The sequence below is a fragment of the Plantibacter flavus genome, assembly GCF_002024505.1.
Classification (GTDB): domain Bacteria; phylum Actinomycetota; class Actinomycetes; order Actinomycetales; family Microbacteriaceae; genus Plantibacter; species Plantibacter flavus_A.
This window is the reverse complement of record NZ_CP019402.1, coordinates 2348479-2362003: the sequence shown is the minus strand read 5'-3', so window position 1 is coordinate 2362003 and position 13525 is coordinate 2348479. Positions and strand designations below refer to the sequence as shown.

The following is a 13525-nucleotide window of genomic DNA, read 5'->3' as shown; positions in this document are numbered from 1 at the left end:
TCAGCGGATCGCCGGCGGGCGGTAGGGCATCGTCAGCGTCAGGACGGTGCTGCCGGTCTCGTCGTCGGCTGCCGGGCCGACCCTGAGGGACCCGCCGAAGGCGCCGGCCCGTCGATCCAGTTGCAGCAGGCCGCCGGACGGTTCGGTGCCCTCGCGGAGACCGGAGCCGTTGTCGACGACGCGCAGCTCGACGGCGCCCGCAATCGTCCCTCGCCGCTCGGTGGCTGGCGACGAGACCCGGAGGTCCACGACCAGTCGATCGGCCGCCCCGTGGGTCAGCGCGTTCGTGACGCCCTCCTCGAGCGTGCGGACGACGACCGCGCGCTCCGCCGTCGTGAAGACGTTGTCGATCGGGTCGTCGAGGAGCCGGAAGTCCGGCGAGACGTCGAGATTGGTGGTGATCGACGGGGGGAGCCGTTGCAGGATCGCGCGGATGCTCGGTGCGATCCCGACCTCGAGCAGCGGCGGTGACAGGAGCCGGCTGAGCTCGCGGACGTCGCGCTCGCGCACGGTCCGGAGTTCCTCGCCGAGGGACCGAAGGGTCCTGGCCGCATCCGACCCGACGTCCGGGCCGCCCTGTTCGAGTGCTGTCGTGACGGACGCGAGCTGGGCGCTGATCAGGACGAGGTGCTGCTGCAACGTGCCGTGCAGCCCTTCCGCGACCTCCCGCTTCACCCGCAGCTCCTCACCCTGCAGGGATTGGAGGGCGAGGTCGGCCCGGTGTCGCTGATCGGCGTGCGCGCGCTCCTGCTCGCGGGCGCGTCGCCGGGCGGCACTGAGGCTGAACCCGAACGTCGCGCAGACCGCCAGGGCGAGCGTCGTCGTCCCGGCCTCGACGAGGACCGTCTGCAAGCTCGGGTCGCGGTACACGCCCAGCAGGAGCTGGAGGCCGCTTCGCAGCAGCCCCGTCAGCACCGCCACGAGGAGGACACCCCCGAGCACCTTCGGGCGCCACCACTCGTGGAGCGACGGCCCCCACCTCGACCACAGCAGGAGTGCGAGTACGAGGATCGCCGCGCTCAACGAGACGAGGTTGGCGGTGACCCGTTCGGCGAGCATGCCACGCGTCCCACCCGGGGCGACCCAGGTGTAGATGTAGACGCTCTGGAAGGACACCGCGAGTCCGAAGACCGCTGCCATGGCACCACTGGCCGTGATGAACGCCCGGCTGTCGCTCCAGCGCTCAGCGCGAGCGGTCCGGGCCTCCTGGGTCATGGCTCCATTCTGACCTGCCGTGCGCGCCACCGCCGACATCGACGTGCGGTCGCTCGGGAGCTTCCCCCTCGGTCGTTCCCATCTCGATCCGGGATACTCGGAACATGCACCACCAGTCGCACTCCGACCCCTCGCCCGCCGCGCTGTCCACGGTCGACGATGCGACGACGGACGCCGCGACCACCAGGCCGCTGCGTGTCGGGGTGATCGAGGACCAGCCGCTGCTCGGCGGCATGCTCGCCGAGCTGCTCGACGGGGCGCCAGGCGTGACGTTCGTCGGGCGTGCGGGTACGGTCGCCGAGGCCCGCAGGCTGTTCCTCCCGGGGACGGTGGACGTGCTCACCATGGACATCGAGCTGCCCGACGGCAACGGGGTGAGCCTCGGCGTCTCCCTCCGCCGGGCGCAACCCGGCCTCGGTGTCGTCCTGCTGTCCGCCTACGACCTCATGGACATGCTGCTCGAGATGCCGGCCGACGTCCGCGAAGGGTGGAGCTACCTGTCGAAGACCTCGTCACTCACGCGCGAGATCCTCCTCGAGGCCATCCGGGTCTCCGCACGCGGCGAGACGATGCTCGATCCCGAACTCATCGACCGGACCAGGCCCAGGGCGGGGTCGAGTCTCGAGTCGCTCACCGACCGGCAGTACGCCGTGCTGCAGCTGCTCGCGACCGGTCGCTCGAACACGGGGATCGCGACCAGGCTCGGGATCGCGGAGAAGTCCGTTCAGAACCACCTCACGGCGATCTACGCCGCACTCGGGATCGAGCATGACACCTCGAGCAACCCACGGGTGTCGGCCGTTCTCGCCCTCCTCTCCGAATCCGGCCGCTTGTCCTGACCCGACGTCCGCGATCGGTGCGCGGGCTCAGCGTCCGCGGTCCGGCGCTTCGAGGTCGTCCACCGTCCGATCAGGGCGCCATCCGCGCCAGACCGGATGCCTGAACCGTCCATCCGGTGTCCACTCGCTGAAGCGGACCTCCCCGATGAGGACCGGTTCCACCCAGTTGGCGTCGGCCGCGTCGGCCGGCGGGACACCCACGAGAGCCGTCGACGCCCGACCCAACCGTTCGAAGCGCAGCGCGGTCGCCGCCAACTCCCGATCGCTGAAGCCGCTCCCGACCCGCCCCGCGTAGTGCAGCAGCCCATCCGCGCCCGGCACCCCGAGCAGGAGCGACCCGATCCCACCCGAGCGCCCGCCCCGACCGGGACGCCAGCCCGCGACCACCACCTCCTCCATGCGTTCGTGCTTGAACTTGACCCAGGTGCTGCTGCGCCGACCCGGTCGGTAGCGGCCGTCGAGCTCCTTCGCCATCACCCCCTCCAACCGCAACCCCCGACTCACCTCGAGCGCATCGTCGAGCGAGCCGTCGATCGTCGGCGGCACCTGGACGACGGTCCCGGACGCGATCGTCCGCTCGAGCAGCTCCCGACGCTCCCGGTACGGCAGTTCCGTCCGATCCGTGTCGTCCAGCGCGAGCAGGTCGAACAGCAGCAGACGGACCGGTGTCCGACGGCGCTCCCGTTCGACGTCCCGCTCCGCGGTGAGCTGCATCCGACGCTGCAGGAGCGAGAAGTCGGGACGGCCGTCAGGCCCTGACGCCACGATCTCACCGTCGAGGACGACCGCACGGCCGGCGAGCGACGTCGCGAGCTCCTCGACCACCTCCGGGTACGCCATCGTCAGGTCCTTGCCGTTCCGGCTCGACAACCGCACCCGCCCCGTCGAGCCGTCGACGCTCGCGATCGCACGGATGCCGTCCCACTTCATCTCGAACGCCCAGGATCCGTCGTCGACCAGCTCGCCGGGTGCCGCGACACTCGCGAGCATGGGGGTGGGGATCCCACGAGGCCGTACGACCGGTGGAGCCGGCGGGTCACCCGGCGCGCGCATCCGGTGGATGAGCCACGACGGCGCCTCCCGTCCCGTCCCGCCCGCGGTCCGGATGAGCGCGAACCGCATCGGCCCGCCGAGCGCGCCTCCCGCCCGGCCGTGCAGGGTCCCGATGACCTCGTCATCGCGCCATTTCTCCAGCTCGTAGGTGCCCGCGTCCCAGATGGTCACCTCACCGGCCCCGTACTCCCCAGCCGGGATCGTCCCCTCGAAACTGCCGTACTCGATGGGGTGGTCCTCCGTGCGCACCGCCAGGTGGTTGCTGCTCGGATCCGTCGGGACCCCCTTCGGCAGGGCCCACGACACCAGCACACCGTCGTGCTCGAGCCGGAAGTCATGGTGCAGTTTCCGCGCCTCGTGTCGCTGGATCACGAACGAGGGCGGTGTCCCAGCAGCGGCAGGCGACGGCGGTCCATCCGGGACCGGCTCGGGCGTCCGCTCCGCGTCCCGCTTCCGCCGGTACTCCACGAGCCGGTCCTCGTGCTCCGACGGGCGGATCGTGATCGACGGACGCGGGTCGCCGAGCACCCGCATCGGGTCCTCACCGTCCGCCAGACGCTCGAGCACCGCAGGGAACTCCAGCTGCACCAGCCCCGGATCGTCGAGCTCCTCCCACCGGCGGGGAGCCGCCACCGTCGGCCGCGACCGACCACGCAACGAGAACGGCGCGATCGTCGTCTTCGATCCGTTGTTCTGACTCCAATCGACGAAGACCTTCCCCGTGCGTCGCTGCTTCGACATCTCGCTCACCACGAGGCCCGGCTCGTCCGCGGCCAGCGCCCGCGCGAGCTCATGCGCCACGAGCGACACCTCCTCGGAACTCTGCCGGCCGTCCAACGCCGCATACAGGTGGATCCCCTTGCTCCCACTCGTGAGCGGGACCGGATCCAGCCCCATGTCCACCAACACCGCCCGCGCCAGGCCCGCGACACCAGCGCACTCTGCGAGGGACACCCCCTCACCCGGATCGAGGTCGAGGACGAGACGGTCGGGCGGACGGCGCTCGCCGGATCGGTCGAACCGCCACTGCGGCACGTGCAGCTCCAGCGCACCCAACTGCGCCAGCCACGTGAGCGTCGCGAGATCGTCGACGATCGGGTACTCGTTCGTGTGATCGCTGTGCTCGATGGGGAGCCGCTGGACCCAGTCGGGAGCCGCGGTGCCCAGATCCTTCTGGAAGAACCCCGACTCCGGCGCCGCAGCCGTCCCGACGCCGTGCACCCAGCGTTTCCGGGTCACCGGCCGATCGGCGAGGTGCGGGAGGAGGTGTTCGGCGACCGCGGCGTAGTAGGCGAGGACCTCGGCCTTCGTCGTGCCGGTCTCGGGGTACAGCACCTTGTCGAGATGGGTGAGTTGGATCCGGCGTCCGTCGACGTCGACCCACTGCGACTGCGCGCCGCCACCGCTCGTCCTCGCCATGGCGATCAGCCTGCCGCCCACGGCCGTCAAGGGCTAGCCCTTGACGCCGCTCCGGGTGTCTACTGGTCACCACGACAGCGCGGGCGGATCCGCCGGCGGACGGGAGCGGTCATGCGCGCGATCTGGAAGGGTGCGGTCACCTTCGGCCTGGTGAACGTCCCGGTGAAGGTGTACAGCGCCACGGAGGACCACGACCTGTCACTCCACCAGGTCCACGACGCCGACGGCGGGCGCATCCGGTACCAGCGCAAGTGCGAGGTCTGCGGCAAGGTCGTCAGCTACGACCACATCGACAAGGCCTACCAGGACGGCGAGCAGACGGTGGTCCTCACCGCAGACGACCTGGCATCGCTCCCCGAGGAACGCAGCCGCGAGATCGAGGTCGTCGAGTTCGTGCCGAGCGACGACCTCGACCCGATCATGTTCGACCGCAGTTACTTCCTCGAACCCGACTCCTCCTCGTCGAAGGCCTACGTCCTGCTCCGGCGGACGCTCGAGGAGACCGACCGCACGGCCATCGTGCGATTCGCCCTCCGCCAGAAGACGCGTCTCGGCGCCCTCAGGGTGCGCGAGGACGTCATCCTCCTGCAGACGCTGCTCTGGGAGGACGAGGTCCGCGAGGTGCGGTTCCCGGCACTCGAGGAACGCGTCCGCATCTCCGCCAAGGAACTCGAGATGTCGGAGGCGCTCGTCGAGTTGTTCTCGTCGCGCTTCCGCCCGGACGCGTTCGTCGACGAATACCAGGCACAGCTCCGGAAGCTCATCGAGGCGAAACTCGAGCAGGGCGATGCCCTCGACACCGCCGCCACCTTCGGCGAGCAGCCCGAGCCCGATGACGACACGGGCGCCGAGCCGATCGACCTCATGGAGGTGCTGCAGCGCAGTATCGAACGGCAACGCGGCACGACCGGCGCGAAGACGGCGAGCGGGGCGAAGCGATCCGGCACCGCCAAGCCCGCAGCGACGAGCCGCTCGGCGAAGACCGGTACTGCGAAGACTGGTACCGCGAAGACCGGTACCGCCAAGACGAGTGGCGCGAAGACCGGTACCGCGAAGACCGGTACCGCCAAGACCGCGCCGTCGAAAGCGTCGACCGCGACGAAACGCAAGAAGAGCGCCTGAGCGACGACGCCCGGGCCGAGAGGGAGCACGACATGATGGAGCACCGCATCACCCCGTTCCTCTGGTACGACTCACAGGCCGAGGAGGCGGCGACCTTCTACGTGTCGCTGTTCCCCGACTCCCGGATCACCTCGGTGAGCCGCTACCCGGAAGGCGGACCCATGCCGGCCGGTCAGGCGATGGTCGTCGAGTTCGAGCTCGAAGGCCTCCCCGTCAGCGCGATGAACGCCGGGCCCATCTTCTCCTTCACCGAGGCGTTCTCCTTCTCCGTCAGAGCCGACACCCAGGACGAGATCGACCGACTCTGGGACGCCCTCATCGCCGACGGCGGCGCCCCGAGCCAATGCGGCTGGCTCAAGGACCGCTGGGGACTGTCCTGGCAGATCGTGCCCGGCATCCTCGCCGAACTGCAGAACGACCCCGACCGTGAACGCGCGGCACGAGCCATGCGATGCATGATGGGGCAGACCAAGCTCGTCATCGCCGAACTCGTCGCCGCCGCGGACGATCGCTAGCGGCTCCTCCACAACCGACCGACCGACGGGACACCGCCCCTCCGAGACACCGACGCAGTCCACCGTCAGCAGCTCCTGACAGACTTGCCGCATGTCCCACCCCAGCACGCCCACCCCCGCCCACCCCGAACCAGCCCCCACCGGATCGGTCGCCGAGGCCACATCGGCGCTCGCCGCACTCACGGGCGTTCCGGGGGCCACGTTCCACGACGGTCAGCTCGAGGCGATCCTCGCGCTCGTCGACGAACATCGTCGTGCGCTCGTCGTCCAGCGCACCGGTTGGGGCAAGTCCGCCGTCTACTTCATCGCGACCGCCCTCCTGCGCCGACGGGGCGCCGGGCCGACCCTGTTGGTCTCGCCGTTGCTCGCGCTCATGCGCGACCAGGTGGCGGCCGCCGAGCGCGCCGGTGTGCGCGCGGTGGCGATCAACTCGGCGAACGCGCACGAATGGGACGACGTCCGGGCGCGGCTGGAGGCCGACGAGGTCGACGTCCTGCTCGTTTCACCCGAGCGGCTCAACAATCCGCGCTTCCGCGATGAGCAGCTCCCGACCCTCGTGGCCCGCACGGGCATGCTGGTGGTGGACGAGGCGCACTGCATCTCCGACTGGGGTCACGATTTCCGACCCGACTACCGGCGGCTCGCGGAACTGATCGGGCGTCTTCCTACCGAGGTCCCGGTCTTGGCGACCACCGCGACGGCCAACGCACGCGTCGTCCGCGACATCGCCGAGCAGCTCACCGCACCCGGTGCCGCAGCCTCCCGCGGAGCCGAGGTGCTCACCATCCGTGGCTCGCTCGCGAGGGCGTCCCTCCGGCTCGGCGTGCTCCGGCTGCCGGAGTCACGGGACCGCCTCACCTGGCTGCTCAGCCACCTCGGCGGGCTCACCGGGTCCGGCATCATCTACACGCTCACGGTGTCCGCCGCGGAGGACACCGCGCGGCTGCTGCGCGAGGCCGGTCACGAGGTCCGGGCGTACACCGGCCGGACCGATCCCGACGAACGCGAGGAGTCCGAACGGCTCCTCAAGGAGAACCGCCTGAAGGCGCTGGTCGCGACGAGCGCGCTCGGCATGGGGTTCGACAAACCGGACCTCGGGTTCGTCGTGCACCTCGGCGCTCCGTCCTCGCCGGTCGCGTACTACCAGCAGGTCGGTCGTGCGGGCCGTGCCACCGAGCACGCAGACGTCCTGCTCCTGCCCGGAGCGGAGGACGAGGAGATCTGGCAGTACTTCGCGACCGCGTCGATGCCGGACGAAGCGCGGGCCACCGCGGTCCTCGACGCACTCGACAGCCAGCCGCGGTCCACGCCCGCGCTCGAGGCACTCGTGAACCTGCGTCGCACACCCCTCGAACTCCTCCTCAAGGTGCTCGACGTGGACGGCGCGGTCCAGCGGGTGGCCGGGGGGTGGGTGTCGACCGGGCAGCCGTGGGTCTACGACCGGGAGCGGTACCGGCGGATCGCCGAGGCCAGGGTGGCGGAGCAGCAGGCGATGCTGGCCTACGAGCGGGGCGACGAGTGCCGGATGCTCGTGCTGCAACGTGAGCTCGACGACGCGAGCGCGGTGCCCTGTGGCCGATGCGACCGGTGCGCCGGGCCGTGGTTCCCCACCGAACTCGACAGTGCGGCGGCCGCTTCGGCGTCGGAGGCGCTCGGGCGGGTGGGCGTCGAGCTCGAACCGCGGGCGCAATGGCCGACGGGAGCCGACCGCCTCGGCGTCACCGCGGACGGCGCAGCGGTGAAGGGACGCATCGCGCTCGAGGACCGCCTCGAGGCCGGGCGCGCCCTCGCTCGGCTCACCGACCTCGGCTGGGGCGGTGTCCTCCGCGAGCTCTTCGCCGCGGGCGCGCCCGATGCTCCCGCCTCCCGCGCGGTCATCGACGCGAGCGTCCGCGTCCTGGCGGATTGGCCGTGGACGCAACGACCGGCCGCCGTGGTCAGTGTGCCGTCACGGTCGCGTCCGCAGCTGGTCGACTCCGTGGCGAGGGGCATCGCGTCGCTCGGGCGACTGCCCTACCTCGGGGAGCTCGACCTCGTCGGCGACGGCCCGCGCGGTGGTCCCGGCGGCAACAGCGCCTACCGGCTGGCCGGGGTCTGGGACGCCTTCACCGTCGGATCCGAACTCCGGGCGCAGCTCGCAGCGCTCGAGGGTGCGCCGGTCCTGCTCGTCGACGACCGCGCCGACAGTCGGTGGACGCTCACCGTCGCCGGTCGCGCGCTCCGCCGCGCAGGGGCCGGCCCGGTCCTCCCGTTCGCGCTCGGGATCGTGGGCTGATCGCCCGTCAGCCCTCGTGGAGACTGGATCGGGTGTCCTTGGCCAGGTGCCGCGGCAGCAGGATCGTGCAGACGAGTCCGACGACTGCTGCTGCAGCGCAGATCGCGAAGCTCAGGCGGAAGGCGTCCGCACTGGGTGTCGTGACAGCTCCGTCGGTCACGACCTGGGAGGCCAGGATGGCGCCGATCACCGCACTCGCGATCGTGGAACCGAGCGTCCGCATGACGGAGTTGAGTCCGTTGGACGCCGCCGTCTCGCTGGGCGGGACGGCACCCATGATGAGCGTCGGCATGGCGGCGTAGGCGAACCCCACTCCGAAGCCGACCGCGGTGGCCGTGAGCACGGTGTGCCAGACCTCGGTCATGAGTCCGATCGCGATCGCGTACCCGACCGCGATGATCGCGATGCCGATCAGCAGGCTCAATCGGGCGCCCTTGGCTGCGGTCAACCGCGCGGCGACCGGCGACATCGCCCACATGATGAGACCGCTCGGCATGAGGCAGAGGCTCGCGATGAGCATGTTCTGCCCGAGACCGACCCCGGTGCCGACCGGCGCCTCGAGGATGCCTGGGAGGACGACCGTGCTGCCGAAGAAGGCGAAGCCGACCGTGATGGACGCGAGGTTCGTGAAGAGCACCGTCCGCCTGGCGGCGATGCGCAGGTCGACGAGTGGGCTGGCGGAGCGTACCTCGAACCACCCCCAGAGCAGGAGCACGACGACGCCGCCGATCAAGCAGCCGAGCGTCCCGACGCTCGTCCAACCCCACTCGTTGCCCTTCGAGACGGCGAGGAGGATGGGGACGAGGCCGGCGGCGAGACCGATCGCGCCGATCCAGTCGAAACCACCTTCACTCCGAAGGGTGCTCACCGGGACGAAGCGTGCGACGAGGACGAAGCCGATGAGCCCGAGGGCGCCGGCGACCCAGAACAGCACGTGCCAGTCGAGGTACTGCGAGATCACCGCGGAGATCGGCAGACCGACGGCACCACCGATACCGAGCGTGGCACTCACGAGCGCGACCGCGGGGCCGAGCCGCTTCGCGTGGAGCACGTCGCGCAGGATGCTGATGCCGAGCGGGATCACGCCCATCGCCATCCCCTGGAGGGCCCGGGCGACGATGAGCGGGACGATCGTGGATGAGAAGGCGGCGAGCACCGAACCGGCCATCATGATCCCGAGCAGGACGAGCACCATCCGTCGTTTGCCATAGAGGTCGCCGAGCCGACCGGCGATCGGGGTCGCGACCGCGGCCGACAGGAGCGTCGCCGTCACGACCCACATGCTGTCGGAGGCGTGCACGCCGAGGATCGTGGGGAGCGACGGCACGAGCGGGGTGACGAGTGTCATCATGAACGCCGCGACGAGACCGGTGAAGGCGAGGCTCGTGACGACCGCGCGCTCCGGAAGCGGCTTGCGGAGTGCCTCCCGCTCCTCGTCGCTGAGCCAGGGACGCTCGGCCTCAGGCTGGTCCTCGTCGTGGTCGTCGGGCTGCGCTGAATCCTGCGTCACGGGTCCTGTTCCTGTGGAGAGTCGATGCGGCCGAGGCCACTCGGAGTCGAACACCGTCCGCCGGCGCGGTATTCCCGGCTCGGCCGGGCCGATGTCGTCCGGCCTCGTCGTCGGTTCAGCGCGGGAGGCGGGGGATCGCCGCGATGAGCTGCTTCGTGTAGGCCTCGGCGGGATCATGGAGGATCTGAGCGGTGGCGCCGGCCTCGACGACCTGCCCGTGTCGGAGGACCACCGTGCGTTCACACAGCGCTGCCACCGTGCCGAGGTCGTGCGAGACCATGACGAGGGCCAGGCCGTTCGAAGCCCGCAGCTCGGCGAGGAGCTCGATGATCTGGATCCGGGTGCTCATGTCGAGGGCGCTGACGGGCTCGTCGGCGAGGAGGAGCCGGGGGTTCGGGACGATCGCGCGGGCGATGGCGATCCGCTGCCGCTGGCCGCCCGAGAACTCGTGCGGGAACCGCGACGCCGCGTCGGCGGGCAGTCCCACCGCCTCGAGCGCCGCGGACGCGCGGACGGCCGCCTGCTCGGTGGTCGCCAGCCGGAGGGAGCGCAACGGTTCGGCCACGATGCGCCCGATACGTTGCCGCGGGTCGAGCGAGGAGTACGGATCCTGGAAGACGGCCTGCACCGATGTGCGGAATCGACGGACCCGCGTCCGGTCGCGGGGGTCCAGCGCGCCACCGTCGAACCGGACCGAGCCCGAGGTCGGCCGGTCGAGGCCGAGCAGCAGTCGGAGGAGGGTGCTCTTGCCGGCGCCGGACTGCCCGACGATCCCGACGGCCTCGCCTGCGCCGACGGCCAGCGAGACGTCGTCCAGGGCCTCCTGACCACCGCGGTACCGGAAGCCGACCGCGTCAAGCTCGAGGATCGGCGTCGCCGTGATCGGTGCATCGGTCATCGCGGGTCCTCCAGCGCGTCGTCGAGCGCGCGGGCGCTGGCGACCAGACGACGGGTGTCCTCGTGCTGCGGCGCCGTCAGCACCTGCGCCACCGCGCCGCGTTCCACGGCCCGACCATCGCTCAGCACGACGACCTCGTCGACCATGGCCGACACGACGGCGAGGTCGTGACTGATGAACAGGAGCGCCATGCCGCGTTCCCGGACGAGCCGGTCGATGAGCGCGAGCACCTCCGCCTGGACGGTCACGTCGAGCGCCGTCGTCGGCTCGTCCGCGATCAGGAGCTGCGGGCGACCGGCGAGCGCGATGGCGATCGCGACCCGCTGCCGCTGCCCGCCGGACAGCTCATGGGGGTAGGAGGCGGCGATGCGGGCGGTGTCGGTGAGGGACACCTCGACGAGGGCCGCTTCGACGGCCTCCTCGAGCCGTTCGCCCCGGAGCCCCAGATGGCGACGCAGGGGCTCGGCGAGTTGGGCGCCGACCCGCATGAGCGGGTCGAGTGCGGTCAGCGGCTCCTGGAAGACGAGTCCCGCCACCCGGCCGCGGAGCGGCCGCAGCGCGCGGTCCGGGGCGCCGATCACCTGGGTGCCGGCCAGTTCGACGCTGCCGCTCGCGCTCAGCTGCTCGCCGAGCAGCCCGATCACTGCGAGGGAGGTCAAGGACTTCCCGGACCCGGAACCGCCGATGAGGCCGAGGCGACCCCCGGCGGCGATGGTCAGGTCCAGCCCGTCGAGGAGCGGCCGGTCCGTGCCGTCGGGAGCTCCGCGCCGGATGCCTCGGGTGATGGTCAGGCCGGAGATGTCGAGGAGACCGCTCATGCGCCGCGCCTCCTCGTCGGATCGCCGAGGTCCCGCAGGCCGTCCGCGATGAAGTTCACGCCCACCACGAGCATCACCACGGCGACGCCCGGAGCGATCGCGCCGATCGGTGCCGTCGTGACGGTGGCCTGGGCCTCCTGCAGCAGGCGTCCCCAGGAGGCGTTCGGCGGTGGCGCACCGAGGCCGAGGTACGACAGGCTCGCTTCGGCGAGGACGGCGATGCCGAACTGCAGTGCGAGGTTGACGCTCAGGGTGGGCCAGATGTTCGGGAGCACGTGCTGGCCGATGACACCGGCCCAGCTCGTCCCGGCGGTCCTGGCCGCGACGACGTACTGCTCGCTGAGGACCCGCTTCGTGAGGATCCGGGTCAGGCGGGCCACGATGGCCGACATGGCGAGTCCGATCGCGATGATCGCGGTGCCGAGTGACGCGCCCTGCGCGGCCACGATGAGCATGGCGAGCAGGAGCACCGGGAAGGCGATCACGACGTCGAGCGCGGCGGAGATCGTGTCGTCCAGCCAGGCCGATGCGAAGGCCGCGGCGAGTCCCACGGCGATCCCGATGACCGCCCCGACCGCGACGGCCCCGGCGCCGGTCACGAGCGCGATGCGCGCGCCGATCATGAGCTGGGTCATGAGGTCGCGACCGAGCTTGTCGGTACCGAGCCAGTGGGTGCCGGTCGGACCTTCGAGACGACCGCCGGCGGTGTCCGTGGGGGCGAAGGGCAACCACACGAGCGAGACGGCCGCCAGGACGGCGATGACGCCGACGAGGACCAGTCCGACGGTCAGCGTCGCGGACCTGGCGCGTCGCCGCACCGGGCGGCGGTCGGTGAGCGCGGTCTGGGCGTCGACGGCGCTCATCGGAGCCCGTTCCCCGAGATCGAGGTGCGCAGACGCGGATCGATGAGCCGCTGCGCGATGTCGGCGACGAAGCCCGTCAGGAGGACGACGAGGGTCGAGACGAGGAGGATGCCCTGGATGTTCGGGTAGTCGTGCTGCTGGATCGCCGTCAGGAGCATCGACCCGAGGCCCGGCAGGCTGAACACGCTCTCGACCACGACGGCGCCGAGGAAAGTGGTGGCGAGCTCGATGCCGAGGATCGCGACGACGGGCACCGCGGCGTTCCGGGCGCCGTGTCGGAGCAGGGCCTCGCCGAAGCCGGCTCCCTGCGCCCGCGAGGACCGAAGGTAGTCGCTGCCGACCACGTCGAGCGTGGCGGAACGGACGTACCGGGTGATCGACGCACTCATGACGATGGCGATGGTGATGACCGGAAGGGCGAGGCTCGTGAGCGCCGCGGCGGGGTCGGCCCAGTCGTCGCGCGGGAAGCCGCCGGACGGGAACAGCCGGAGCGTCACCGCGAACACGCTGACGAGCAGGATGCCGACCCAGAACACCGGCACGGCTATCCCGAGCTGCGAGAGGCCGGACAACGCGATGCCGTACCAGCGGTCGGCCCGGAGGGCGGACACGACACCGGCCACGAGGGCGAGCACCACGGCGAGGAGGAACGCGAGGAGCGTGAGCGGCACGGTGACCTGGAGGCGCAACGCGATCTCGGGCCCGACCGGGAGCGAACTCACGAACGAGGAACCGAGGTCGAGGGTCAGGACGCCGCCGAACCAGGCCGCGAACTGCTCGCCGAGCGGCCGGTCGGCTCCCACCTGCTCGCGTGCAGCGTCGATCTGCTCCTGCGTGGCGTTCACCGAGAGGAGGGCGTTCGACGGGTCGCCCGGCAGCAGGCGGAGCAGCACGAACAGCACGGTCATGGCGACGAGGAACGACACCACGAGGAACGCGGATCGGCGCAGCAGGTAAGCGAGCATGGTGGACCTCAGCGTAGCGAGGCCCGGGCCGAC

At 71.1% G+C, this 13525-nt stretch carries 11 protein-coding genes; 4 read left to right on the top strand and 7 right to left on the bottom strand.

Annotated elements, in window-relative coordinates; genetic code table 11:
- Positions 1 to 1215: a sensor histidine kinase gene (locus BWO91_RS11040; RefSeq protein WP_079002594.1), complete on the bottom strand. Its 1215-nt coding sequence runs from the start codon at positions 1213 to 1215 to the stop codon at positions 1 to 3.
- Between the two features lie 104 nt (positions 1216 to 1319).
- Here BWO91_RS11040 and BWO91_RS11035 point away from each other — a divergent pair, with 104 nt between their 5' ends.
- Positions 1320 to 2054, top strand: coding sequence for a response regulator transcription factor (locus tag BWO91_RS11035; protein ID WP_079002593.1), 735 nt, complete (start codon positions 1320 to 1322; stop codon positions 2052 to 2054).
- A 27-nt stretch (positions 2055 to 2081) separates the two neighbouring features.
- On the opposite strand, the gene BWO91_RS11030 is transcribed toward BWO91_RS11035, so the two are convergent.
- Positions 2082 to 4526 carry an ATP-dependent DNA ligase gene (locus BWO91_RS11030; RefSeq protein ID WP_079002592.1) on the bottom strand — a complete coding sequence of 815 codons (2445 nt, stop codon included), beginning with the start codon at positions 4524 to 4526 and terminating at the stop codon, positions 2082 to 2084.
- A 111-nt stretch (positions 4527 to 4637) separates the two neighbouring features.
- Here BWO91_RS11030 and BWO91_RS11025 point away from each other — a divergent pair, with 111 nt between their 5' ends.
- From BWO91_RS11025 to BWO91_RS11015, 3 genes are all read left to right on the top strand, one after another.
- Positions 4638 to 5648, top strand: a complete 1011-nt coding sequence (locus BWO91_RS11025; protein WP_079002591.1) for a Ku protein — start codon at positions 4638 to 4640, stop codon at positions 5646 to 5648.
- A gap of 32 nt (positions 5649 to 5680) precedes the next feature.
- A complete protein-coding gene (locus tag BWO91_RS11020) occupies positions 5681 to 6163 on the top strand; it encodes a VOC family protein (protein ID WP_371743530.1) in 483 nt (160 codons plus the stop codon).
- Positions 6164 to 6254: 91 nt separating this feature from the next.
- The gene (locus BWO91_RS11015; protein ID WP_071260311.1) at positions 6255 to 8438 is read left to right on the top strand and encodes a RecQ family ATP-dependent DNA helicase; all 2184 of its coding nucleotides are present in this window, start codon (positions 6255 to 6257) and stop codon (positions 8436 to 8438) included.
- A 7-nt stretch (positions 8439 to 8445) separates the two neighbouring features.
- On the opposite strand, the gene BWO91_RS11010 is transcribed toward BWO91_RS11015, so the two are convergent.
- From BWO91_RS11010 to BWO91_RS10990, 5 genes are all read right to left on the bottom strand, one after another.
- A complete protein-coding gene (locus tag BWO91_RS11010; protein WP_240555467.1) occupies positions 8446 to 9948 on the bottom strand; it encodes an MFS transporter in 1503 nt (500 codons plus the stop codon).
- 115 nt (positions 9949 to 10063) lie between these two features.
- Complete coding sequence (locus BWO91_RS11005; protein ID WP_071260309.1) at positions 10064 to 10846, bottom strand: ABC transporter ATP-binding protein; 783 nt, start codon at positions 10844 to 10846, stop codon at positions 10064 to 10066.
- Entirely contained in the window at positions 10843 to 11664 is an 822-nt protein-coding gene (locus BWO91_RS11000) for an ATP-binding cassette domain-containing protein (protein ID WP_079002588.1), read from the bottom strand. Before BWO91_RS11000 ends, BWO91_RS11005 begins: the two co-directional genes overlap by 4 nt.
- On the bottom strand, positions 11661 to 12527 hold the full coding sequence (locus BWO91_RS10995) for an ABC transporter permease (protein WP_079002587.1): 867 nt from the start codon (positions 12525 to 12527) through the stop codon (positions 11661 to 11663). Before BWO91_RS10995 ends, BWO91_RS11000 begins: the two co-directional genes overlap by 4 nt.
- Positions 12524 to 13492, bottom strand: coding sequence for an ABC transporter permease (locus BWO91_RS10990; protein WP_079002586.1), 969 nt, complete (start codon positions 13490 to 13492; stop codon positions 12524 to 12526). The genes BWO91_RS10995 and BWO91_RS10990 overlap by 4 nt, the downstream gene beginning before the upstream one ends.
- Positions 13493 to 13525: the final 33 nt, after the last annotated feature.